21 protein-coding genes are annotated in these 26,080 nt (G+C 38.1%); 7 read left to right on the top strand and 14 right to left on the bottom strand.

The genetic code is table 11. The features are described 5' to 3' along the window. Positions 1–3 precede the first annotated feature (3 nt). Positions 4–1,632, bottom strand: a complete 1,629-nt coding sequence (basE, locus tag AW165_RS01510; protein WP_060464780.1) for a (2,3-dihydroxybenzoyl)adenylate synthase BasE — start codon at positions 1,630–1,632, stop codon at positions 4–6. A gap of 161 nt (positions 1,633–1,793) precedes the next feature. Between basE and basD the strand changes: the two genes are divergently transcribed. Both basD and basC read left to right on the top strand, forming a co-directional pair. Further along, positions 1,794–4,736 carry an acinetobactin non-ribosomal peptide synthetase subunit BasD gene (gene basD / locus AW165_RS01515; protein WP_060464781.1) on the top strand — a complete coding sequence of 981 codons (2,943 nt, stop codon included), beginning with the start codon at positions 1,794–1,796 and terminating at the stop codon, positions 4,734–4,736. A 47-nt stretch (positions 4,737–4,783) separates the two neighbouring features. Further along, complete coding sequence (basC, locus tag AW165_RS01520) at positions 4,784–6,094, top strand: putative histamine N-monooxygenase (RefSeq protein ID WP_060464782.1); 1,311 nt, start codon at positions 4,784–4,786, stop codon at positions 6,092–6,094. 63 nt (positions 6,095–6,157) lie between these two features. On the opposite strand, the gene bauA is transcribed toward basC, so the two are convergent. The 6 genes from bauA to AW165_RS20215 form a co-directional block, all read right to left on the bottom strand. Next, positions 6,158–8,443: a TonB-dependent siderophore receptor BauA gene (gene bauA / locus AW165_RS01525; RefSeq protein WP_171254235.1), complete on the bottom strand. Its 2,286-nt coding sequence runs from the start codon at positions 8,441–8,443 to the stop codon at positions 6,158–6,160. Between the two features lie 85 nt (positions 8,444–8,528). Continuing rightward, positions 8,529–9,497, bottom strand: a complete 969-nt coding sequence (bauB, locus tag AW165_RS01530) for a siderophore-binding periplasmic lipoprotein BauB (RefSeq protein ID WP_060464784.1) — start codon at positions 9,495–9,497, stop codon at positions 8,529–8,531. A gap of 6 nt (positions 9,498–9,503) precedes the next feature. Further along, on the bottom strand, positions 9,504–10,274 hold the full coding sequence (gene bauE / locus AW165_RS01535) for a ferric acinetobactin ABC transporter ATP-binding protein BauE (RefSeq protein ID WP_000582117.1): 771 nt from the start codon (positions 10,272–10,274) through the stop codon (positions 9,504–9,506). Then, on the bottom strand, positions 10,271–11,218 hold the full coding sequence (gene bauC, locus AW165_RS01540) for a ferric acinetobactin ABC transporter permease subunit BauC (RefSeq protein WP_060464785.1): 948 nt from the start codon (positions 11,216–11,218) through the stop codon (positions 10,271–10,273). Before bauC ends, bauE begins: the two co-directional genes overlap by 4 nt. Then, a complete protein-coding gene (gene bauD / locus AW165_RS01545) occupies positions 11,218–12,159 on the bottom strand; it encodes a ferric acinetobactin ABC transporter permease subunit BauD (RefSeq protein ID WP_060464786.1) in 942 nt (313 codons plus the stop codon). The genes bauC and bauD overlap by 1 nt, the downstream gene beginning before the upstream one ends. Next, positions 12,159–12,290, bottom strand: a complete 132-nt coding sequence (locus AW165_RS20215) for a hypothetical protein (RefSeq protein ID WP_255787958.1) — start codon at positions 12,288–12,290, stop codon at positions 12,159–12,161. The genes bauD and AW165_RS20215 overlap by 1 nt, the downstream gene beginning before the upstream one ends. A gap of 500 nt (positions 12,291–12,790) precedes the next feature. On the opposite strand from AW165_RS20215, the gene basB reads away from it, so the two are divergent. Beyond that, positions 12,791–14,821, top strand: coding sequence for an acinetobactin non-ribosomal peptide synthetase subunit BasB (gene basB, locus AW165_RS01550; RefSeq protein ID WP_081410489.1), 2,031 nt, complete (start codon positions 12,791–12,793; stop codon positions 14,819–14,821). Positions 14,822–14,891: 70 nt separating this feature from the next. Here basB and AW165_RS01555 read toward each other — a convergent pair whose 3' ends face one another. Next, positions 14,892–16,739 (bottom strand): AMP-binding protein, encoded by a 1,848-nt coding sequence (locus AW165_RS01555; RefSeq protein ID WP_060464788.1) that lies wholly within the window; start codon positions 16,737–16,739, stop codon positions 14,892–14,894. Between the two features lie 393 nt (positions 16,740–17,132). Between AW165_RS01555 and AW165_RS01560 the strand changes: the two genes are divergently transcribed. Both AW165_RS01560 and AW165_RS01565 read left to right on the top strand, forming a co-directional pair. Further along, positions 17,133–17,993, top strand: a complete 861-nt coding sequence (locus tag AW165_RS01560) for a siderophore-interacting protein (RefSeq protein WP_014207292.1) — start codon at positions 17,133–17,135, stop codon at positions 17,991–17,993. Between the two features lie 190 nt (positions 17,994–18,183). Further along, positions 18,184–18,870 carry a pirin family protein gene (locus tag AW165_RS01565; protein WP_005068005.1) on the top strand — a complete coding sequence of 229 codons (687 nt, stop codon included), beginning with the start codon at positions 18,184–18,186 and terminating at the stop codon, positions 18,868–18,870. A gap of 35 nt (positions 18,871–18,905) precedes the next feature. On the opposite strand, the gene AW165_RS20255 is transcribed toward AW165_RS01565, so the two are convergent. Continuing rightward, the gene (locus tag AW165_RS20255) at positions 18,906–19,151 is read right to left on the bottom strand and encodes a hypothetical protein (protein WP_078225176.1); all 246 of its coding nucleotides are present in this window, start codon (positions 19,149–19,151) and stop codon (positions 18,906–18,908) included. Positions 19,152–19,256: 105 nt separating this feature from the next. Then, complete coding sequence (locus tag AW165_RS01575) at positions 19,257–19,880, bottom strand: helix-turn-helix transcriptional regulator (protein WP_017402695.1); 624 nt, start codon at positions 19,878–19,880, stop codon at positions 19,257–19,259. A gap of 254 nt (positions 19,881–20,134) precedes the next feature. On the opposite strand from AW165_RS01575, the gene AW165_RS01580 reads away from it, so the two are divergent. Both AW165_RS01580 and AW165_RS01585 read left to right on the top strand, forming a co-directional pair. Continuing rightward, positions 20,135–21,103 (top strand): threo-3-hydroxy-L-aspartate ammonia-lyase, encoded by a 969-nt coding sequence (locus tag AW165_RS01580; protein WP_060464790.1) that lies wholly within the window; start codon positions 20,135–20,137, stop codon positions 21,101–21,103. Positions 21,104–21,221: 118 nt separating this feature from the next. Beyond that, positions 21,222–22,133, top strand: a complete 912-nt coding sequence (locus tag AW165_RS01585; protein WP_060464791.1) for an ornithine cyclodeaminase family protein — start codon at positions 21,222–21,224, stop codon at positions 22,131–22,133. A 92-nt stretch (positions 22,134–22,225) separates the two neighbouring features. On the opposite strand, the gene AW165_RS01590 is transcribed toward AW165_RS01585, so the two are convergent. The 4 genes from AW165_RS01590 to AW165_RS01605 form a co-directional block, all read right to left on the bottom strand. Further along, a complete protein-coding gene (locus AW165_RS01590; protein WP_060464792.1) occupies positions 22,226–22,846 on the bottom strand; it encodes a M17 family peptidase N-terminal domain-containing protein in 621 nt (206 codons plus the stop codon). Between the two features lie 18 nt (positions 22,847–22,864). Further along, positions 22,865–24,325 carry an alginate export family protein gene (locus AW165_RS01595; protein ID WP_060464793.1) on the bottom strand — a complete coding sequence of 487 codons (1,461 nt, stop codon included), beginning with the start codon at positions 24,323–24,325 and terminating at the stop codon, positions 22,865–22,867. Between the two features lie 109 nt (positions 24,326–24,434). Beyond that, on the bottom strand, positions 24,435–25,349 hold the full coding sequence (locus AW165_RS01600; protein WP_060464794.1) for a hypothetical protein: 915 nt from the start codon (positions 25,347–25,349) through the stop codon (positions 24,435–24,437). A gap of 32 nt (positions 25,350–25,381) precedes the next feature. Beyond that, a complete protein-coding gene (locus tag AW165_RS01605) occupies positions 25,382–25,813 on the bottom strand; it encodes a DoxX family protein (RefSeq protein ID WP_032038770.1) in 432 nt (143 codons plus the stop codon). Between the last annotated feature and the right edge of the window lie 267 nt (positions 25,814–26,080).

Consider the following 26,080-nt stretch of genomic DNA (forward strand, 5'->3'; position numbering starts at 1 on the left):
TTATTAAGATGTTGTAGATGTATTTAAAATGCTGCGAAGTTGTTTTTTGTCCACCTTACCGACTGCAGTCAGTGGCAAACTTTCGATTAATTTGATCTGGTCTGGAAGTTTGTATTGTGCAATACCCAACTCCATGAGATGGCGTCTGAGCACAACAGCTTTAAGTTCAGGATTACGAGAAACAATAAAGGCACAACTCTTTTCACCGAATTGTTCATCAACAATCGCGACCAAAGCTGCGTGCATAACTTCTGGATGCAAAAGAATAAGTTTTTCTATTTCTTCCGAAGCAATCTTTTCACCACCACGGTTAATCTGGTCTTTAATTCTTCCTACTACACGTAAATTGCCATCCGAAGTACGCTGCACGAGATCGCCCGAATAGTAATAGTTGTCCTCATCAAAGACCTGTGAATTATGTTCAGGGCTTTGGTAATAACCGCAAAAGGTATAAGGTCCCCGAGTCGCAAGCATCCCTATTTCACCTTCTGGAACCTCTTTATACTGTTCATCCACAATTTTGATTTCATCATCAGAACTGATAGGACGCCCTTGGGTCGTAAAAATTTGCTCATCGGAGTCATCTAGTCTGGTGTAATTGACTAAGCCTTCGGCCATTCCAAATACTTGTTGTAATTTACAATTGAGGACTTCAGGAACTTGACGGGCTAAAGATTCAGGGAAACTTGCTCCGCCCACTTGAAGCAACTTTAAAGACTGGATTTGATCTTTATATTGAGCGGCTTTTTCTAGCCACATAATGACAGCACTCGGCACTAAAGATGCCATATTGACTTGATGTCTTTGAATAATAGAAAAACAATTGAGCGGTTCAGGATTTGGTGCCATCACAACACATCCACCTGCATGTAAAACACCTAATGCACCGGGTGAACTCAACATAAAATTATGCGGAGCTGGCAGAGCACACAATAACCGTGTATTCGAGTTTAAACCGCAAATCTCGGCACTGGCCCGCACACTATAGTCATAGTCATTATGCGTGCGTGGAATAAGTTTTGGTGTTCCCGTACTTCCACCTGACAACTGAAAGAAAGCAACTTCATCAGCAGGTGTAGATGAAAAATCGACAAAGGTCTCTGCTGATGTTTCAATCCAATCTAATAGTCCGAAATCGGTAGCTTGATGATTGAGCATCAAAATAATTTCAGGACTTAAATTTACATCATGAAGTGAGTCAATGAACTGATTATTGCTAAAGACTTCATGCTGACGCGAACCAATTAAAAGCTTAGGTTGAATCTGTTTAATAAAGGCATTTAGTTCATATTGGCGATGACTATATAGCGCATTGAGCACAGCCACACCAGCCTTAAGCAAGGCAAAAAAGACAATATAAAACTCTGCAACATTGGGAAGCTGTACTAAAGCTGTATCACCCTTGCCCAAGCCTTTTTCAGCTAGTCGAGAAGCTAAATTTGTTGATAACCGGTCCAGCTCGATATAACTCAACTGACGCTCACCACAAATAATTGCCGGCGAATGCGGATGCGATTGAACCCCTACCGTTAAAATACGCGTCAAAGGTTGGTCAATCCAATAACCTTTATTTCGATAGTGTTGCGCTCTCTCTGGAGACCAGCGAACAAACTCAATCAACTGTTTTTTCATGACATTCTAAATATTCAATTTAATTTAATGGTTATCAAGCTATTGATTCTTGGTAAATTTTCTTACATATCGGCATAAATATTTAATTTGAATACCGACAAAAGAAAACTCTTAAGACGGACAAGCTATATATTCACAGCAAAATTGGAAATGATTAACAAATGCAACTGGTAATCATTTTCATTTGTTTGTATGATGCTGAAACAAGATTAATTTGTCAACCGAGTTATCGTTCAATGTGTGAATTAACTTCGATGCAAGCGGCCTGCTGGTTTGGTCGCTCTGGCAACGCAACTTTAGGTGGGGTTGCTGCCCATCTCTATGCAGAATTTGACGGTCAATTTATTGATCTACAAAAATTACATTTAGCACTTCAACGACTTTATAAAGAACACTCTATTTTGAGATTAAGTTTGAGTGCCGATGGCATCGCAAACATCATGGCTGAGAAGGCTCAACAGATATTAGAAGTCGATGATTTTTCAAAGCTTAGCGATCATGAAATTGAGCAAATGCTCATGCAAAAACGGGAGCAATGGACCCATCAAAAACTTGATTTAAGTCAGGGCCAAACTGCAAGATTTTCTGTAAGTGTTCTTAAAAATAATATTTTTCGTTTTCATATAGATACAGACATGATTGCTATAGATCCATCCAGCTTCTTGAATTTAATGGAAGATCTTTCTTTGTTTTATGAAGACCCAGAAATATCATTCTCCCGTCCGCCTAATTTTTTTGACTGGTATCAAAAAGTACGGACGGATCCTGACCTAAAAAAATTAAACCAACGAGACCGCTTATGGTGGAAACAACGTCTGCCTCATATTAGCCCTGCTCCGTCTCTACCTTTCATTCATCAAGAATTCAAAACAGCAAAAAGTGATCGTTTAAGTACGTGGTTATCGCCAGAAGAACGAAAAGCATTACAACAACTTGCTAGAGAACAACGCATTACTGTGACCAATCTGATATTAGGTCTATTTGCCTATATGCTTGGTCATGCAACCAAAGATCACAGCTTCCGATTAAATATTCCTACTTTTTGGCGTGAGCCGGTTTTAAAAAATGTCGAAGGCACTATTGGTGATTTTGCTAATCTAGTCATCCTTGATGTCGATATGAATGAGATGACTACCTTAGCTGCATTCTGCAAACAAATAGCAAATCAAATGCTTGAGTTATTAGAGCATTCACATTATTCGGGTGTGAATGTTCTACGTGATCTGTCTCGTTATCATGGTAGTGCACAGATTGCTCCCGTGGTATTTACAGCGGCGCTCGACATAGAAAATGATAATTTGCTTTCTGAGCGTGTCCGCCGTGTTTTTGGCTCAATGAATTGGGTCATTTCACAAGGGCCACAAGTTGCACTTGATGCACAAGTTGCTCATGTAGATGACGGTATTTTAGTTAATTGGGACATCCGTTTAGATGCTCTACCCAAAGAATGGATCACGAATTTATTTGAATCTTTCATTCATTTACTTAAAAATCTTGCCGCCCATCCTGAGCAAATTAATACACAAATTATAAACTCAGCACAAAATACCTCGTCAGATCGTACGTCTCAAAAACCATTAAATGCATTACAACAAGCCTACCTATTAGGTCGAACTCAAGCCCTTCCTTTAGGTGGTGTTGCCATGCAAGAGTTTAGGCAGTATCACGGCAAAATGGATATTGTTTTATTAAGACAACGATTGGCAGAAATGGTACGGCGGCATGACAGCTTACGAACCTATATTGATAAAAATAGGTTAATACAATATGTAAGCGATCAAGTGAGTGTCAATTTAAAAGAAATAGACCTAACTACATGGGAACCTGAACATGCTTCTCACCACATCGAATCCTATAAAAATAGTTATACGCATGAGCTATTTGATTTAAATCAGTCGCCTTGGAATATCACCGTATTTTTATTAAAAAATAATCTATTAACGATTTTTGTCCGCTTTGATGCATTGATTTTAGATGGCCGATCTATAGCTTCACTTATGTTAGAACTATTCGACGGACAACAACATGATATCCAAACACAAATAGAAGAAAATGAAGTTGAAAATAGCTTGTCTGTTCATCAGACAGATATGGCTTACTGGGAAAGAAAATTTTCTAAATTATCGGCTATTCCTGCGCTTCCGTGGAAAACATCCTTACAGCATTTACCGACTTCACGTTACCAACGTAATAGTCTGGTTATAGAAAAAGCTCAATTTAAACAGTTGTCTAAAATTGGCGCAAAACATTCACTGTTTAAAAACTCAATCATCATGGCGATTATTTTGGAAGTGCTATCTCATTGGAGCACGGACAAATCTCTATGCGTTGCTGTTCCTACACTTCCTCTCTATGCCGGACCATTTTCCAATAGCTCTACGTTTATTGCAGTTGAGTGGAAAGCTTTAGATCAATTTGCTGAACAAGCAAACCGCTTACAAACTGAAGTTTTAGAGGGTTTACAGCATCTTTCATTTTCAGGCGTTGATCTCGCTCGACTATTATTTGAAAAAGTTGGCACTGCTCCAGTATTGCCAATTGTAATTACAAATGGTTTGTCATGGCCGGTATTATCTGAATCTCATCCTATTCAGCAACTAGATGGCCTTACTCAAACACCTCAAGTTGCAATTGATATTCGCTTTAGCACAAGAAATGACGGCGCTTTGATTTTCGATATTGATTATGCCCAAGAAGCATTTCCACCCAACATGATTGACGATTTCTTGGATGCACTGCAATTAGCAATCAAGCAAATTATTGGTTCAGAAATATTCAGTTTTGATCTCAGCAATTTTTTCAGTGAGCTTCAAAATAAACGACCATATTTTAAAAATAATGAGTCCGATCATTCATCTATACCACTTGAAAATAATGCTAAACAGCGAAATCAACTACTGGACATTTATTTAGAAGTGATAGGTCACACGCAAAATAAGGAAGTGGACAACTCAACTCATTTTACTCATCTCGGGCTGCGTCCACATCATTTAAAGGTTGTTTCAAAACGTATTAATGAAACATACGCGATTCAGCTCTCACCTGTTCAACTTATTCAATGTCGCAATATTGCTGATGTAGAGAAACTACTAACACCACATTAATTCGTATTTTTAACTTTCATCATTTTGGAAACAGATAAAGTATAAACATGAAAAAAATAGATATTACCGGAATTGGTATTGGGCCATTCAACTTAGGTTTAGCTGCTCTTTTGTCTCATCATCCCGAAATCAAAAGTGTATTTTTAGAACGCAAACCAGAATTTCGATGGCATGAAGGGTTGCTATTGCAAGGCACGACATTACAAGTTCCTTTCTTTGCCGACTTGGTTACTATGGCCAATCCTTGCCATCCATTAGGCTATATTAATTATTTACATCAACATGATCGCTTACATCAGTTTTATTATTACGATAGTTTTTTAATTCCACGCCGTGAATATGACCATTATTGCCGTTGGGCTTCAAAACAATTACCTGATTGTCGATTTGGAGAAAACGTAAGCCATGTGGAATATGACGCCAAACTCGATAAATTTATTATAGAAAGTGAATCAGCCTCGGGTGAAAAACAAAAATATATAAGCCAAAATCTGGCAATTGGTATTGGGACTAAACCTCGAATTCCTACATGGCTAGAAACATGCAAGCACCCTTTGGTAAAACATTCTGCGGAGTTTGCAAAAATTCAGGGACAACTCAAGCAATGTAAACAAGTCACGGTTATTGGCTCGGGCCAGAGTGCGGCAGAATGTGTACTTGCTTTATTTAATTCACTTACCCCAGAACAAGTAAAAGCAGGCGCATCTATTCGTTGGATCACACGTTCTGCCGGCTTTCACCCAATGGAATATTCTAAACTTGGACAAGAATGTTTTACCCCTGCATATATGCAATATTTCCAAAGCCTGCCTAGAGATAAACGTCGTGACATTGCTGCTAGTCAGGGCCTGATCTATAAAGGAATTAGTTTCTCAACCATTGGTGATATATATGATGTTCTTTATGAGCGTTCAGTGGCGGGTGAGAAATCTGGTTTAAGCCTATACACAAGCTGTGAGGTTGAATCGGTTGAACAACTTGAATCGGGTTCTCTGCGTTTAACCTGTTTGCATACTCAACTCGATCAACGTTGCGAATTAGAAACTGATGCCCTTGTCGCAGCTACAGGCTATGTTCATGATTGGCCTGAATGGTTCCAAAATATGAAAGGTTCTATTTTAGCTGTTGATAATAAAAATGATTGTATTGTTCAAGAAGACTTTACCGCTTTACGTTGTGATAAAGGACAAGGTCGTATTTTCATTCAAAATGCCGAGATTTTTCAGCAAGGTGTAGGTTCTCCAGATTTAGGAATCGGAGCAACCCGAAACTCAGTGATTATTAATCAATTACTGGGGCGTAATGCTTATCGAATTCCTAAACAGTCTTCTTTCCAGCACTATGGTTTGCCAGAATAAAATATGAATATCATAAAAAACCCGCGATTGCGGGTTTTTTATTCGGTTGAAGATTACAACAAATTAAAAGTCATATGATACAGATAGCATATATGTTCTTGGTGCACCTAAAGCCAAATTCGATAGTTTAGGCATTCCCCAATAGGCTTTATTCGTCAAGTTATTGATGTCTGCTCTAAAAGTAATAGGATGATTTGAGATTGAAGTTTTATATCGTGCACCGACATCGATCAGCGTACGACCAGGAATATGCAATGTATTTTCTTGATCGATATACTGTTTCGAAACTGCGGTTGCATTGCTAGATAAAGTTAAAACGCCTTGTGCAACTTCACTATCCCATTCAACACCTAATTTCCCTTGTGTTTTAGGGACACCTACGGCCATATTTCCTTCATTGCTTTGGATGGCTGTTTTAGTCACTTCAGGTTCAATATAAGATGCACCGCCCATCAAACGTACATTTTCAATTGGTGAGCCAAAGAAACTCCATTCAATCCCTCGATTACGTTGCTCTCCCCCAGACGTATATATATTAGTTACTAAATCAGTGTAAGCACTTGGTTTTTTGATTTCAAACAATGACAAGGTATGCGCAAATGTACCTTGATCAAACTTCACCCCAAATTCTGTTTGCTTTGTTTTGTAAGGTGCAAATATTGTTGGATAGTTTGCCGCAGTAAGGGGGGCGGCATCACCTTTGGTTAAGCCCTCGATATAGTTTGCATAAATCGAAACTTTATCTGTCGCTTTAAATAGAATTGCGGCGCCTGGTGTCGTTGCATTCTTTTTATATTTAGTCAAAGTCGATGTCGGTACAAATAAATTACTACTTTCTACCTCTTGATAACGCACACCTAGAGTTAACTGTAAGCGATCTTCAATAAAAGATAGGGTATCTGCCAAACCGTAACTATTTAATTGCAATTCAGAATTAGATATTAGGGGTGCATTAAAAGGGACAGCTTTCCCCCAAATTGGATCATAAAGATTAGTCGTCCATTCAGCTCCTGCCACATTTCTTACCCCATAATCATCTTGATTATGTTTGTAATATGTCGCATTGACTACCCATTGATGTCCTACTGCTCCGGTATTAAATTTTCCTTTCAGCCCTACATCTGCCGACTTTTTTTCAACATTAAATGCCAGTTGACCAATATTTGTTTGGAGGGTTCCATTGTTATCTAAAACTGTTGCTGACATCGCACCATTATATTTATATTCTGTTTTACTTTGTCCATAGGTTGCGTACCCCATCACGTTATTGGTCAGATCATATTCACCGCGTATCATGGCGCCCTTGTCTTTAATGTCCACAAAAGACCAATCTGGATTGAGTAAAGTCTCAGGTTTAGGTGGTTTCGGAATCGCGATATTTTTTCCGAGGTTGATGCCTCGTGTTACGCCATCCACTCGATCTTTGGATGTGTAAAGATCTGTCGAAACACGTGCACGATCACCATGCCAATCCATTCCTAATGAAAATAACTCAGTTTTCAAATCCTGTTTTTCTACTGGTCCAGAGCCATCCCGATATACCGCATTTGCTCGCACACCGAATTCTTTGTCAGCACCAAATCGTCGCCCAAGATCTAAATGCCCACCAAACTGAGAGTCAGACATATATGTCGTAGTCAAACGTGTTAATGGTTCATCCGTTGCACGTTTGGTAGTGAGGTCAACTGTCCCACCAATGGAACCTGTTGGCGGCATTCCATTGAGTAATGCAGAAGGACCTTTAAGTACATTTATTTTTTCAAACATTTCAGGTGAAGTTCGATAATAAGGGGTTATACCAAACAATCCATTCATAGACATATCACTCGGGCTCGACTCAAAGCCACGAATATAATAGTTTTCACTCCAGCCACCACTTGCCGCATTGGTGAACACGGATGGATCTGTTTTCGCAATCACACTTGTTATATCTTTTGCCTGTTTATCGGCGATATATGTATCCGTATACGCAATAGTATTAAACGGGGTTTCCATAACGGCTTTATTACCTAAAAAGCCAACTGAGCTTTTCGACGAAACCTGCCCTCCCGCATAATTATCTTCTTGTTCAGCTTTTACAGTAATTGCTGGTAAAGCTGCTACATTTGTTTGAGCAGCTTGTTGTTGTTCTAAAGTTTTTGTTGAATTATCAATAACAGCAGCATAAGTATTTGATGCACATAGAACAAATACAGTGCCTAATGCATAGCCTAATCGCAGGGCCATTTGTGCAGATGCAATACCATTTAATACAAAAGAACAGTGATTAATTCTTTGATCATTCCCACTTTTAAAATTACGGTTATCGCTAACGTTGTTCATTGAAAGACCTTTAATGTTGTGATTCATTTTTTATTAACTATCTGCTTAAAATACAAAGCAAAATAGTGAAAATTTATGCTGTAAAATTTGATTAAGTGATGTACCTAAAAATTTATTGGTAGCCTTTTTTCACATCTTCCATCACAATTTTGAGTGAGGTTGGGCTTGCAGCCGTGGTGTACCACGCATCGGCATCGACAAAAATGACACGACCGTTTTTCCACGCTTTGGTTTGACGTAATAATGGATTTTCAACACTGGCAGCATTAATGTTTGAGCGATGTTCCATCACAGCAGTTCGGTCCACGATATAGAGAATATCCGGGTCCGCTTTTTTGATGAATTCACTCGAAATAGGTTGCCCATGTAGACTTGTATCCATCACACCACTTGCAGGCTTTACCCCAAAGGCATTAAAAATAAAGCCATAGCGTGACTGAATACCAAAATTACTAAATGCCCCATTGTTATGAAGAACAACTAACGCTCTTTCTGGGCGATTGGCCGTTACGGCTTGTACTTGCTTCACCTGTTCATCGAGTTCAGAAACTTTCTGGCGGGCTAAATCTTCTTTATTAAATATTTTTCCTAAGGTCATCATATGATCTTTAACTAGACCAATATGATTACTCTTACTATTGTTGAAGTTAATATCGTAGTGAATGGTCGGGGCAATTTTTGACAGTTCCTGATACTGATTAACGTGTAATGGTGTCATCAAAATCAAGTCTGGTTTTAATGCATATATTCTTTCCATGTTGGGCTGCACAATTGCACCCAAATCCTGAATTTGTATATCTTTTTTATATTTTTCCAAAAAGTGTGGAACATAATCTTTTGGCATTCCCATAATCGGGACATTGAGTTGATCTAGAAAGTCAGCTTCATTCATATCAAGTACGGCAACGCGTTGCGGTAAATGATCTATCACCGTAGTTCCAAGCGCATGTTTCACCGTAATCGGTTCTGCGAGCTTCTGAGAAGCTTGAGTGGTATCTGCAACTTTTTGATCACATGCTTGTAGAGTGACAGCTGCCGCTATGATGAGGGCTACTCCCCCATACTTTTTCTTCCAGTTCATATGTATTCAAGCTCCAGATGAGTTGAAGTAATTACACATACAGCCACGCTCACTGTATGTAATTTCAAAATCAAGCTCGTACAGATCATTTAATTGCGCCTCTGTAATCACTTGTTCGGTTAACCCACTGAAATGAAGCTTGCCGTTCTTCAGCGCGACAATATGATCCGAATAATTCGTGGCAAAATTGATGTCATGAATAACTAAAATCACAGTGCGCCCTTGTTCATCACATAAGCGCCTGAGTGCGCGCATAATTTGAACGGCATGTTTCATATCAAGGTTATTTAAGGGTTCATCTAACAAAAGTACGTCTGTTTGCTGTGCGATCGTCATCGCCAAAAAGGCCATTTGCCTTTGACCACCACTAATTTCATCTATGTAAGATTTGCGCAGTGGTTCTAAAGAAAGAAACTCAATCGCCTCATCAACCACCTGACGATCTTGCTCGGTTAAAACACCACGGCTATAGGGAAAGCGTCCAAATGAAACCAGCTCTTCTACGGTTAAGCGCAAATTAAAGCCGGGTGCTTGACGTAAAGTCGCGACATGCTTCGCGTAAACAGCGGTTTTAATATCCGCAATATTTTGATGATTAAGAAAAATCTCGCCTTTATCCGGCTCAATTAAACGTGCCATCATCATGAGCAAAGTCGATTTTCCAGCTCCATTTGGACCAATGAGTGACGTCACCTGACCTGTAGGAAATTCAACATTTACGTCAGTCAGTATTGGCTTATTTCCATATGACTTATTGATATTCTTGACATGAATCATGCGACACCTCGGGTACGAACCGTCAGCGCAAGGAAATAAATGCCACATACGAGATTGACCAAAATGCTGACGGTCGTTTTGTAATTAAAAACGTGCTCAACTAAAATTTGAGCAGCAATAAATATGGCAATCGTGATGGCACAACCCATGGGCAGCGTTAATTTATGCTTATAACTTCTTGCTAGTGCATAAGTAATATTGGCAATGAATACGCCCATAAATACTGTCGGGCCAATCAGACTGGTAGATACCGCAACCAAAATAGCGATCAGGGCTAAATAGAAACTGACATAGCGGTGATGATGAATGCCTAATGAAATGGCTTGCTCACGTCCTAAAACCAGAACATCCAAAACAGGGAGTGCTTTTCTACCGAGGAATAGAACAATGACTACAGCTACACTGGCATAAAATAAAGTTTCTGGTTGAGAACGATTAAACGAAGCATAGCTAAGGCCTTGGAAAACAGAAAATTCACCAGGGTTAATTTTGAGTTGAATAAATTGAGTAACCGTCCCGACGACCATCGTAAGGACTAAACCTAAAAGTAACAGGAGAAAGACATCATTTCTGCCATATGGCAATAACCACTTATGGATTACCCACGAATAAAGCAGCATTAAAACGATTGAGATAAAGAAATTACCATTTACCCCTAACTGACTTAATCCATGTGTTCCCCAAAAAAACAACAACAAAACTTGCCATAAGAGATAAATCGCTTCATAGCCCATAATGGAAGGGGTCAAAATACGATTACCGACCAGTGTCTGAAAAACAATCGAGGAAAAAGCAACGCAAATACCGGCTATCACAATCGTGGCAAGACGCAGAAGTCGGTTAGGAATGACGTAATCAAAATCTAGTCCTGAGTTTAAAAATAAAAAACCTACTGCTAGACAGATGACAATCAGATAAATCGTCCATAGCTTTGTAATACGCATTATCTAAACTCCCTCAAAATGAGGATGAGGAAAATAATTCCCCCCACACCACCTGCGGTAAGTCCGATTGGCACTTCAAATGGATAAATAATCGAGCGACCAAGAATGTCGCAAACCAGTAATAGAGACGCCCCACCCAAACCCACAATGGGCAAGGTTTTAGCTAAGTTTTCTCCGTATTTCAGTGCGACCAAATTGGGGACCACGAGCCCGACAAAAGGAATAGCACCAACCGTAATTACTGTGGTCGAAACTGTAATGGCAACCAGTATTAAACCAATCGCGGCTATAGCTGCATAACTAAGTCCCAAGCTAGAAGCCATCTCTTCACCCATACCAATCACGGTAAAGCGGTGTGCAAAAAGATAAGTCAGGACAACAATCGGAAAAATAATGTAAATAACTTCATAGTGACCTTGGACAATTTTTGAAAAATCTCCTAAAAGCCACCCTTGCATACTTTGTAAAATATTAAAGCGATAGGCATAAAACTCAGCTAAGGCACTCAATACACTGCCGTACATCAAACCAATAATCGGTACTAAAACCGTATTTCTAAAACGGATCCGGCGGATAATTGCGATATAAATTAAGCTGGCAATAAAACAAAAAATGATCGCAAATATCATCTTACTCAGCGTGCTGGTTACCGGAACTAAAGTTAACGACACTAAAATTCCCAGTTTGGCAGCATCTAAACCGCCCGACGTTTCCGGTTCAACAAACTTGTTACGCACAATATGCTGCAAGATGACACCACATACCGCCAACCCGATACCGGTAAGCACAATAGTGATTAAACGAGGGATACGGCTGGCTGTAAGAGTGAGCCAACTCTCATAAGAAAAAGAAAATAAGGTAGACCACTGTATTGGCTCGGCCCCGAGCAATAACGAGCAAATACATAAAAGGATAAAAATACAAAATAAGCCGAATTGCATCAGTGGCGTGCCCCACTTGAGCGTAATAAAGCCAATGCAAATTGCAAATTTAGTCCCATCAAACCAAAGCGAGGGAAAATTTGTTCAACATTTGATGGGCTTATTAACCTTTCATGATTGAATATTCTCATGAAAATTCCTCAATTTTATCGAGACAACAAAATAAGTTCCTTTTGAATAGGCAAAATCACAGCCCTATTCTTTGGATCGTTTTTTTCATCTTTAAATTATTTTTGCTGAACCAATTTCGAATTAAATAAATATTAATCAATCACTTATTATTTATTTTCTATTTTAAAAATTCGTCATTCTCAATTGGCACCATCTTCTTGCAAATAATAATCTTGATGTAAATGAGAATCAATTATAGTATGTTTAAAGGTAAAATGTAACCCTACTGTTACATCAGTACAGTTCATGTGGACATCAACTCATTAGAAAAAGGTCAATTTTTGTAAACAAGCAAATCTATAACATTATGAATTATATAAAATTTAATCTAATGTAAAAAATTTGCGAAATAAAAATTGATGAAAATAGCCATTTGATAAACCAGGATTCATTTATGTTGGAACAATTTTCCAAATCGCCCTCTCTCCTTTCGGTTACTGATTACGAAGAACATATCTGGATGTTGCAATTACAGCAGCCTGAACAAGTTAATCGACGTTTTCATTTGTGGAAAGTTAATCAAGGTTTAGACATTCAACTGCTGATTAAAGCAATTCAAGACATTATTAAAACTACACCTGACTTAAATGTTCGTTATACATTTAGTGACGAAGGCGATTTATACAAATATCCATTTGATGATCATTCAGCTTGCCTAGAATTAAAAAAGAGCAATACAGAACAAGTATTTGAGCAGGTAGCTACCTTAAAAGCGCAATCATGGAATGCAGAATTTCATCCCCCTTTTTTTACAAGTCTCGTAGAAACTGAACAAGACTATTTTCTTATTTTAGCGCTCCACCCGATTCTTGATGAAAGCTATCAAAAGTCAGATTTCATTCAGGCTATACAAAATCGATATCAACAATATTCACCAAATAATATGCCATTGGTACTGACTGAAATTGATATCTCACATCATCTAGATACAAGTTTCGGAAAAGCGCCACAACAACCTAACCAAACCTATGTTTCAAAAATTATTTTAGAAGAGTTCCGAAATACGCTCGCTGAACCAGAAATGAGCCAACATGATGACTTTTTTGATTTTGGCGGCCATTCACTCTTAGCAACACGAATTATTGGAAACCTACTCAATAAACATGGAATTGAGATTCAATTTAATGATTTCTTTAAATCCCCATCTGCTGCTGACTTAGCCCAATACGCTTTCGTTAAATCTGCAAAAACTGAAAAATCCACCTTACAAAGTGTCGATAAAGCCCCGCTTACTTTAGCTCAAGATTTCCTGTGGCAAGCTTATTCTGCGTTCGATTTTAGCCCAATTTATAACTTGCCATTTGCCGTAGAATTCCTTGCAGAAATTAATGAAGATATTTTCTTTCAAGCCTTTACAGATATTGTTGAGCGCCATGCAGGTTTACGCACAATTTTTAATAGCGCCAATGGTCAAACCTATCAACAGGTGGTTCCTACATCTGAACTTCATCAATTCAAATGGTTTTGGAACAGTGCCGAAAGTCACGATGCAACGCTTGCAAGTGAAGCTTCATATAAATTTGATTTAACCCGCGAACTTCCATTAAGAATTCGTTTAATTCGTAATACTAAAGGCCGCCAAACTCTATCGTTTTTAGTTCACCACATGGTGATTGATGAATGGTCTTTAAATACCATTATGGCTGACCTTGCGCATGCTTATCTTGCTCGCTCAAATGCTCAAGCACCAAACTGGAAGGCACCCGCTCAATCTATTCTTGATTTTTCTTTACTCCAGCAAAAGCAAGGGATCAACCAAGACCATCTAAATTATTGGACTAACCTGCTAACAGGGGCAACTAAAGGTCTAAGCCTCCCTATTTCGCAAAATGAATTAAATGCTGAAAAGGAAAAACCTCCAGTCCAATGGCTCGAACTTAAATTTGCACCGGAAATGCATGACAAGCTCCTCGCATTTTCGAGACAACACGGCTCTTCTATTTTCGCAGTTCTCTATACTGCTATCGCCAATGCGTTACAGCAACAAGGCGATTTAAAAGATATTGTGATTGGTACTTCTGCATCTGGACGAACTGATCCTGAGTTTTTTGATACGGTGGGTTACTTTACGACCATGGTTGCGCATCGCACACAGTTTAGTGATTCAGATTCGTTCCAATCATTGCTCCACAATATCAGCACAATGATTAATACATCGATGGCCTATGCAGATATTCCCATCAACCATATACAAAATGCATTAGGAATGAGCGCCGATGAAGGATTGTTATTTGATGTGTTTATTCATATCCATTCAAATAACGCTTTAAACGGCGCGCTTAAAACACCTCAGGGACAAGACCTTCCTTATCGTCAGATCTTGCCGGAACGTGATGAATCGATGTTCGGATTACATTTTGAAATTATGGAAAATGTGATTGATGGACAACATCAGTTAAGCATGATTATTACGTATCAAGCCCACCGCTTCCCGACTGCAACAGTGAAAAGTATCTGTGAAAAAATTAAGGCAACCTTAGCTCAAATCTAGTTGCCCTAAAACCCACCATGTGCTTAAAAGCAAACATCTCGACTCTGCTTTTAAGCACATTTCAATTTTTCTATTTTATTTGCTGCTCTACTTTATTCACCACATCCTGAATTGTTTTACAGCTAATGAGTGTATAAAAATCAATTTCTGTATTGAGCTTTTGAGAGAGTTTCTGAGCAATACTCATGAGTTGTTTCGGACGAATGCCTATCGCTAATATTTCACTTCTATAAAAAATATCCATTCTTTCAGCCTGGCTGTCAGCTATGCATTCACGGAAAACCGATAAAACCGAGTCTCCCACCCCAGCGACTGATGACTGTGTTTTAGTGGAATTTGTAGACAACGTAGAAGGTATATAAATTTTCCCCTGAGCGATTTCTTGCACAGCTTTACGATCAATTTTTCCATTTCGGGTCAAAGGTATGGTTTCGATGCCTAAATATTTCGAAGGAATATGTGAACTCGGTAAATGCACTTTTAAAAAGTTCTTTAATTCGGAGCTATTTAAGCGAGTAGTTTTGTATTTATTTTCTAGAGTATAAACGGCGACTAGCTCTTGAGTTTCAGTCGTTGGATGTACACAACTTACCACCACACAATTATGAATATACGGGTTCTTCGTTAAAGTATTTTCAACCTCGGCCGCAGAGATTCTCACGCCTTTTATTTTTAAATAACCTTCCTCACGTCCAGCAAAAATAATATTTCCATCTTCCCTAAAATATCCTTGATCACTCATGCGAAAAGCAGTTTGAGTTTCATTTTCACTCACTTGAATTTCAACAAAATCTTTATAATAAATTTCCCCATCAAGTAAATAACCATTTGATAAATTCAAACCAGTCATATACAGCGTACCGACTTCGCCCATTTGGCAAGGCTTCAGATTTTCATCCAAAATAAAATAATGGTTATTTTCTAAAGCTTTTCCATACGGAATAATTTCCTGATCTTGCTCATTTATTTCATGCCATATACTCCAAATTGTTGTCTCGGTAGGTCCACCTAATGAAAATAAACGAGCGTTAGGCAATTGTTCTCTTAACTTCGAAATGAGTGAAGGTTTGATATAGTCGCCGCCTTGGGCAATTAAACGCAAAGACTGTAGTTGTTCTTTTTGAGCTACACTGAACAGCATATCGACAATGGCAGGCACACTGCTCCAAAGCGTAACCTTGTAACGATCTACTAAATTGGCCCAGACAACAGCATTTTTACTTTGCTCAAAAGATGGCATCACCAAAGTTGCACCCACTGCCATTGAAGCAAATACATCAAATACCGACATATCATGATGAAACGGTGTTACCGCCATAATCACATCGTCAGCAGTAATTTCCCATTCCGAGATCGTCTGTTGTAGGGTATTTTCTGTGGCTTGATTATTTAAGACCACACATTTCGGAGTCCCTGTACTTCCCGAAGTATATAAATAATATGCCGGAAGTCGGTTAATTTCGGCATTAAAGCTCGGTTTGTACTCAGTTGTAGCCGATAAAATTTCGTTAATATTTAGGTTTTGAACACCAGCAATGGATGAGTCACTCACCACAACATCTGCCCGACTATTCGTCAATAAATAGTTCAGTCTCGACGGCGGTGAATCCATATCTACAGGTAGCCAAATGATGCCTGTGAGCGCACATGCCAAGGCTGTATAAATATGCTCAGGACTTTTTCTCAAGCAAATTGCAACCACAGACCCTGTCGCCAAATCTTGCTTTTTTAGCGCATACATAACTTTGGCGACCTGAGTCCCTACCTCAGCATAACTAATGCTACGGTCTTCAAAAATGAGTGCTGTTCGATTGGAATTTTGTTCAAAAATATTTTCATAAATTCGCTTTAAGAAATTTTCTACGTTGTTATTTTTATCATTCGTTTGCCCTAAATTTTGACTCAAATCTTTTAGCATTTATGTTGGTCCTCACCCTATTCTTTATGCAATACCACCCCACCTAATATTCAAAACAAAGTTATAAAAATGTCGTCTTTATCGCTGTTTGTTCGAATAATAGATATCCCAGCACAATAATACAAATGATAATCATTTACAATTAATATTGTGAGAAATATCTATTTTCCTCCTTTAAAAGCACTTTATAAAAAATAATAAATATCAAAACAATAAGATAATTTTTAACCTTAGGCCTAATCATTTAGAGGGCTATATTTATGAACTAAAAACCACAATTAATAATGATTATTATTTACATTTAGAGCTAACTTGGTTATCGTAATGAATAGAGAGACTACATCTATATCAATTATTACGCTCTATAGTAATCATGAAGCTTGGGTTATATGTATGACAAAAATTGCAGAAAAATCGAAACAAGAATATGGCGAGTTACTAAAAGAAAAAGACCATTTACAAGATATGGAACAACTTGAGATGACCATCGTCTCGATCCATACGCCATACCCATCCATTGTAAGAATTCAAGGAAAAATCAACACATTACAGCCAGAGCTTTGGCAAGCTCCCAATTTAGCAATTCGGTTAATTGTGAGCAATCCGCCAGAGGGACAACCCATCTCACGCGTCTATACGGTCCGTTCATTCAATCCTGTAAATGCTCAAATCGAAATTGATTTTGTTAAACATGAAGATTTAAGCCCAGCAATGGAATGGCTTAATTCGGCTCAAGTGGGTACAAAAATTGGGCTTATTGGCCCCCGCCCGCATTTCATTCCCAATTTCATACATAAAAAACATGTGGTCATGTTTGCCGACGATACGGCTGTACCTGCGTTATATTCAATATTGAATGAATGGGAAAATGGCGTAAGTGCTGATATTTTTATTGAAAGTTTTGAAAAAGATATTGCTAGCCAATTACCCCGTCATGACCACGTCAAAATTCATTCGTTCCATAAAGAACATCACACGCCACAAAAAGGTCTTCTTTTAAAAGCAGCATTTGCACTAAAAACTTATGACAATATTACGATTTGGGCGGCTTGCGAACGCAAAGAAGCCAGAGCTTTACGCCAGTTTTTTCTAGAAGATAAACAGTTTAATAAAAATGACGTGCGTATTGCTGGCTATTGGAGAGATGGCGTATCAAGTTCAGAACTAGACATACTCCGTGCTCAACATTATCAAAAACATATTCAGCAAGGTAAGACCTTGAATGAATATGATGACCTTGATCTAGCGAATTAAGATCAGCAATTATTTGAATAAAACCTGCTTCGTGCAGGTTTTTTTTATGGGTCAACCTACATCTATAAATATAAAGCTATACGACCATATCAATTATGCAACGACATGTTGCAGTTAACCTATTTTTTAGCCCCACATAGAACATTACTATATTTCTCAAGAGATAAATAAAAATTTGGGAGATTAGATCATGAATGCTTATCTACATCGTAGTGAAGATCGAGGTCATGTAAAAGCAGGCTGGTTAGAGTCTTATCATAGCTTCTCATTTGGTAGTTGGTACGACCCTAAATATATGGGTGTAAGCGCTCTACGTGTAATTAATGATGACCAGATTGATGCGCATAATGGTTTTGGTACGCACTCCCATGACAACATGGAAATCTTAACCTGTGTGCTAGATGGTGCAATTTCACATCGCGACACGATGGGAAATGAAGGCCAGATTAAAGCGGGTGAATGGCAACTCATGAGTGCCGGCACAGGTGTTGCCCACAGTGAAATCAACAACACTGACACGCCTGTACATTTACTACAAATCTGGATTATTCCTGATGAAAGAGATGCCGAGCCAAATTACCAGCAAATTAATCTTGACCCGCGTAAGGATCCAAACAAATGGCATTTAATTGCAGGGCCTGATGCAAATGCACCAATGCATATTCGCCAAAATGCAGAAGTAAAATCTGCCGTATTAGAAAAAGGACATGAGTTAACTGTTGATACGGTTAAAAAAGTGAACTATGTGCACGTGATTTCAGGTGTAGTCCGCATTGGCGATCAAGAAGTTAAAGCAGGTGATGCTTTAGTTTTTGAAGATAAAGCGACAATTCACGCAACTGAAGACAGTCAATTTATCTGGTTCGATTTACCTTAAATCATAAAAAAGCCCTTTGCATAAAAGGGCTTTTTTTAATCTCCCCCGCCACCGCCGCCATCACATCCTCCTGAATCTGAAGATGATGATGAACAGTCATTTGAATAACTAGAGCTATGATGATGACTCGGACTATTATCGTGAAAATGATGTGTTGAAGCAGATGAATGATCATGCTCACCAGATGGTGAATAATTTTTTAAATTTCTGAGTAGTGCGATTAAACAAATGAGCCCAATACTAGAAAAAATGACTATGAATATAATAATAAATAACTTCAAATAACGACCTCCTAGATCAAGCTATAGAGATGCTTGTTGTGTTCCCATTTATTATATGAGTCATGTTTAATAAACAAGTTGTTTTTTGATAGATAAGAATAACTTTTAAGTTTCCTTCACATACAAATAGGCACTCGCTCTGGATATACCCAAATGTTGTGCAACCGTCTCCACTGCCTTTTTAATGTCTAATAAGCCATTGTTCTTTAACTCATGGATTAATTGTTTTCGCTCATTAAGTTTTAACATGCGCGGTGTAGTAGCATGTTTTGATGCAAATTGATCAATATATCTTCGAATTGCTTCTGTACCATTCGGTTCTAAATTTTCAATAATGTTATTAGTTTCAATTTTAGTAAACTGATCTAAAGCGCTTTGCATTCCTCTAAATAGAGTTAAATCAATATTCATACATAAAGCGGCCACATACTCGCCTTCTTCATCTTTAATACCAATAGAAGTACTTTTTGCAGGGCGACCATCAGCAAACTGGTTTGCATAGTTTGAAATAAGATTTGGAAACTCTGGAGACATGATTCTAGCCAGTCCTAACTCGGTTGCTGGATCTCCAATTTTTCGGCCTGATAAATTATTGTGTATCGAGAGTATGGCATGCTCAGGATTTGTTAAGTCATGGACAACAACTTCACAAAAAGGAAATAGGGTTTCACTTAACCCCTTCGCGATAGTATCTAGTTGAGTGAGTAAATGTTTATCACGATTGCCCAATGTATTTCCTCCTAATGACTTAATTACTATTTCAAACCTAGCGTAAAGCATGCAATAGTAATTTAGACTTTTTATCTAATTTTAAACTTAATGTAAATCAAAATCTTATATCTCCTTGTTATCACATTAGAAAATAAAATTAGACATTTTATCTAAATATATATATTTTATCTAAACAAGGTCAATATATTGAGTGTTCCTTGCGCAATAGGAAATCTTGCATCTAAAAACATTGAATAGAATTAGGTTTAATTATGAAAAATTTAACCCTTCCCACTTATGAAGATGTAGCGGCCGCTGCTGAACGTATAAAAGGTTTTGTAAATAAGACTCCTGTTTTAACTTCACGTACGGTTAACAATGAATTTGAAGCAGAAGTATTCTTTAAATGTGAGAATTTTCAACGTGTTGGTGCTTTCAAATTTCGTGGTGCAATGAATGCACTTTTGCAATTTAATAACACTCAAAAAAAAGCTGGTGTGGTTGCTTTCTCTTCGGGAAATCATGCACAAGCGATTGCACTTTCAGCAAAAACTCTTGGTATTCCAGCCATAATCGTTATGCCTCAAGATGCTCCTGCTGCAAAAATGGCAGCAACGCGAGAATACGGCGCTGATATTGTTGAATTTGACCGCTATAGAGAAGATCGGGAAAAAATTGGAAAAGAAATCGCTGAAAAAAATAGTCTAACCTTAATTCCATCTTATGACCATCCACATGTAATTGCGGGTCAAGGAACGGCAGCAAAAGAGTTATTTGAAGAGGTTGGTGAATTAGATTACCTGTTTGTATGTTTAGGTGGTGGGGGTTTATTAGCAGGTTCTGCCCTGTCTGCTCGCCATCTCTCTCCTAACTGTAAAATATATGGTGTTGAACCTACTCTAGGAAATGATGGACAAATGTCTTTTAGAAAAGGAGAAATTGTTCATATTGATACGCCGCAAACCATTGCTGATGGTGCTCAAACTCAATATTTAGGCAAATTAACATTCCCTATTATTCAAAAGAATGTGGATGACATTTTGACAGTAGAAGATGAAGACCTCATTAGCTGTATGAAGTTCTTTGCTGAAAGAATGAAAATGGTGGTTGAACCGACAGGATGCCTCGGATTTGCTGCTGCGCGTAATTTAAAACATGAGTTAAAAGGCAAACGTATAGGCATCATTATTAGTGGTGGAAACGTTGATATTTCTAAATATGTAGAGTTTTTATCAGCTTAATAAAAGTCGATATCTATCTATGATGTCAGCTAAAACGTCATAGATAGATAGAACTTCAATATACACATACCTCTCGACTTAGCCGTATTTTAATTTAAATAAACTTTTGGAGATGGTGATGAGATTTATTTCTGAGTCTGAATCTTCTGCTCTCATCAATCACGAACTGGCTTATGACGCCATTTACCAAGCTTTAATTGCTGCAACTCAACCCCATACTAAAAGTTTTCCTGTGGTTCATGGTCAAGCTTCAGATAACAAAAATACATTTAGTGTTAAGTCATCGGCGACTCAGCATTTAGCTGGTCTTAAAGTCGGTTCTTTTTGGGAAGATAACCCTAAAAATGGTTTGCCTCGACATAATGCGCTGATTTTATTATTTAATCAGGCCAATGGAAAAATGGCAGCAGCCATCGAAGCAGGTAAGGTCAATGCATTCCGTACCGCAGCTTCTAACGCAATTGCAACTCATGTACTGGCAAGAAAAGATTCAAAAATATTAGCCATATTTGGCACTGGAAATCAGGCTAAATATGAATGCGAGGCATTAGCGAGAATTAGAAATTTCGAACAAATTTTGATAGTAGGACGCGACTCAAGTAAAGCTGAAAAAATGGCAAAAGACCTCAAACACTTAGGGATTAAAACTGAGGTTTCAGAAGCAAAAGAAGCCTGTGAACAAGCCGATATTATTGTGACCGCGACTTCCTCACACGCTCCTCTTTTTAAAGCAGAATGGGTCAAAGCTGGCACACACATTTCATCTATGGGGTCTGATAAACAAGGTAAACAAGAGCTTCCACCACAGCTATTTCTGCATAGTGGTTTATTTTGTGATCTTAATACTCAGTCCAAAGTCATTGGTGAATTTCAACATACGCCTGAGTCTGCAACTTTAACAAATATAGGTGATGTACTTTTAGCAAAGGCTCAAGGAAGGCGGTCTCAGGAACAAATCACAATTTATGATAGTTCAGGGTTATCTATACAAGATTTATATATCGCTCAGAAAATTTTAGAAATTTCTTAATCTTTACATTTAACTGCATCGTTTAGGCTGATGCAGTTAAATTAAAAGCATATTCATTTTTTACAGTGCTTTACCAGATTCTCTTTTTAAAATCAGAATGAATCTTGAGTAAAAATTTTAGAAAAAGACTTTATATATTGCTCGGCCTTCTCATCATAATTTTGAAAACCAGCATCAAAAACCCATCTTTCAATTTCAGATTTTTTGACTAAATTTTGCAAATGAAGCTGATGATGTCGGTCTAATTCCTCTTTGAGAGCTTGCAGCATCACTTCATTTAAACCAGAGGGAGGATTCAGACCTGTATCTAAAATACTAGGGGCAAATGCCACACTTTTGAGTTCCAGTTGATGCGCTGTCTTTACAACAGTTTTTATCGCGGTCTCGACTCTCTCTAACGTAAACTCTTCTGGAGTGCCCATTCCTATCAGTAAAACTTTAGAGGCTTGTATGGTCGATGGCGTTTGATTTATTAAAAGAGCATCGTTCAATTTCGCACTGAACCAATTATTTTTCCGTATTTCATTTAGCCTTCCATTTAGTGCTTCATCTAAATGTGCTAAACCGCCCGAAAAAGAACGGTTATTCATTTCATGTTCAAAAATACAAGCACAGGAAAGTTCAACCTCAGCCGAGGTGCAGTCCCAAGTCACCAGTTCAATAGTTAGATTTTGATAATAGCCAATTTTTGTTTGCTTTATATCTGTACTCATATTTTTTCTCTTCTCGATTTACCATGCATATTTAAGCTCAAGGCCTAAATAGTTTGCGTCTTTACCACCTGCTTTCTTAATGGTATCTCCCACCTCAAAATGCACTCCTTCGGCAGCAACAGACAGATTAGAATTTATTTTTTGATCTGCTCTTAGTTGAATATATGCTCCCGTCCAGCTTGAACCTTGTCCTGCTGTGTTCGCCATGCTGTTATTGCCTTGGAAATAAACTGCATCATTGGTGGTTTCACGCCATTGAAAACCTAATGCGGTTAATAGGGTGAGTTTATCGGAAGGCTTAAGTGTCAGAGATGGTTTGATGTGAATAATATTGCTGTAGCCACTATAACCTGCCAAAGTAAAATATGAACCATTTGCAAAGAGTTGGTTAAAGGTATTGAGCTCATTATCATTAGCGCTTTTATCACCTGTGGCTATATCAAACTGGATGCCTAAACGTGGTGACCAAGCTTGCTCAGCAAACGTATATCCCGTAATGCTACTGAGTCCCCATGCCTGAATAGTTTGTCCACCAATCTTTCCACGCTGAAGCATGCCTTCAACATCCCAATCAATATTATTCTTTTTACCCATATGACGAGCATCATATAAGTCTCGAATCTCATTTCCCTTAACACTTGTAAAAGATGCGTTATCGCGTTCATAACGTGAGTAATAACCAGATAACTCACCTCCCCATACATTTTGTTTATCTACACGAAAGCCGCTAAAACTTAAATCGCTTTTCGAGTGGTCATTAAAAGTTGAATCTTTTTCAATCTGAACAGGTCTAGTGAGATAACCTAAAACTCTCCAATCGCCATATTCATAACCAGACCAAATGCCATCAAAAGCTTGTCTAACGTTTGGCCCTTCGCGATTCGAAATAAAGCGCTGCAAGTCAAAAGCCATCTCTTGACGGCCCACTCTAAACTTAAAAGTTCCATTATTTAAAGGACTCACCCACGCAATAAAGGCTTGTTCTACATCAAGTCTATTTTGATCGGTACTGCTAATATTCTTTTTATCAAACGCTCGCGCATCACTGAGCTGAGTAAATAATTGTAAATGATCACCTATATGTGCATCGGCATGAACTTGTAATCTTTGAATTAAATAGCGATCGGCTTGATTATTTCCGCTACCAAATCTCGCATTATTATTGACTTCAAAACGCTCGCGAATATTTGCCCCTAGTGATAAATAATTATTATCGCCAAAAGGTATATATTTGAAGTCGTCTCCTATTTTCTTTGGCACACACGGATTTTTTAAAACATCCCAATTTTCTTGCCAACGATTCGTTGAGATTTTTGGACGAGTTGGACATGCATTTGTATTTGAAACTTCATTTTCTGCATAAGCAGATTCGTAGAAAAATAAACTGCTGGTTAATAACAGACTCATTTTTATTATTTTCAGGTAAGTCTCTGAGTGCTTAGTTCGATATGTTCTAACTTTAAAAACATGCGAGGCCATCAAGTGTTATCCATAGTAATAAATAGGTCATTGCAGAGACTTAGTCGTTTACACCCACATTGCCCTTAAGCAATATGAGTGTTGTTTTATCAATCATTAAGGCAATAAATTACTTTGTAGCGGCATGAATTTCAGCAATATAACCGCCCGGGAACTGTACCATCGCGGCCTCGCGACCATCTGATTTATATGCATTCACCAAGACTATAGCACCAGATTTTGTCGCTTTATCTAAAGTCTCAGATAAGTTTTTGACTTCATAACCCGTCATATCATGCCCATATGGGTAAGGAAGATGACCATCGGTAACCAACACTGTCATTTTGCCGAAATCAGATTCCACGCGAATACGTCTATAGGTTTCATTTGGACGTCCAATTTCTACACCAGCCGCTTTAGGGTTGTCTGAAACCACTTTACCGTGTGAGAAATTGACGAATTTTTTAACAAAAGAATCCGCACTTTGTTTTGAAATATAAATACGATTTTCTGGCACAGTTTCTAGTTTGTTATAGCTCGGTTTAGTGGTGTGCCAATAAAGTTGCATATTCACGCCACCCGGCCATTGAATGACTGCATCACGCCCGATCGGATCTGGAAATGTCTCAACAATGACATCGGCGCCATTCGCTTTAGCAGACTGCACTGCCGCATCCATATCTTTGACTAAATAGCCTGTTCTTTCCAAGCCAAAAGGATGTGGGACTGGAGTTTTAAAACCGAATACAGACAATGTTCCTACTGGGGTCAATACAAGTTGGGAAATGGTCTGGCTTGGTGTTGGAGTGACCTGAAAAATGCCTTGTTTAGATTTAGTTCCCCCAAATGTTGCCACTAAGCTATCGGTAAATTTATCGAAGTCTTCGGGGTTAACATACACATGTGTTGTATCGTATTGAGGAGCTACGCCGGGTGCTTCACTTTTTACACTCGTTGTTGTCTTGGCTAAAACCTGAGGAACAATGGCAACATTGGTGCCCACTAGCATTGTGCTTAAAAGCAAAGCTGATAATGATTTACGCATAAAAGACTCCTATTAGAATTAGATGCTGTAGCTTATTGTTTGTTTGGTTGTTGATTAGAAAGAATAGTGACCATCACCAGAGCAGCGATAAGACCGAGGTGTTCGAAAAAACTATTAAACGTACTAAAAAATGCAGGACCTGTATGATTCCAAAAGTCGTTGGCAACTAGCATCGCTATTGCGGTTAAGCAGCCTAAAGCCCCTGCTCCTAACCAGACAAAACGATTAAAAATAACCAAGAGCGAACCCACAATTTCAATCACAATCGCTGCGGCTGCCCAGAGCCAAGCCGGTTGCAAACCAAAACTTGCTTGCTCCTCAATAGCCGCATGAAAACCGATGAACTTATTAATTCCACCAACCAAATAGGCTGAAACTAATGCAACTCGAAGAAGTGGAAGCAATCCATGAATTGATAAAATCTTTTTAACCCATACTGGATTATTATTAATCAAGCCACTCATTTCTTTACCTCATTGATATTCTTTATTTCTAATCATTTATAAACACTCACCCCAGTATTAATAAAATTATGTATTCAATTAAAAACAACCTCTTAAAAATATTTTTTAAAGCCAGATAAAATTTTTAATTTTAAAAATATCACCTATATATTTTTATAAACCACCGAGTAAATCCAAATAAAAGACAAGATATATAAAATCAAAAATAAATGTAAACTACTAGATACCCATTTAAATACAAACTGTATCCTCAAAAGATACAATGAT

The sequence above is a fragment of the Acinetobacter sp. LMB-5 genome (assembly GCF_001541635.1).
Classification (GTDB): Bacteria; Pseudomonadota; Gammaproteobacteria; order Pseudomonadales; family Moraxellaceae; genus Acinetobacter; species Acinetobacter pittii.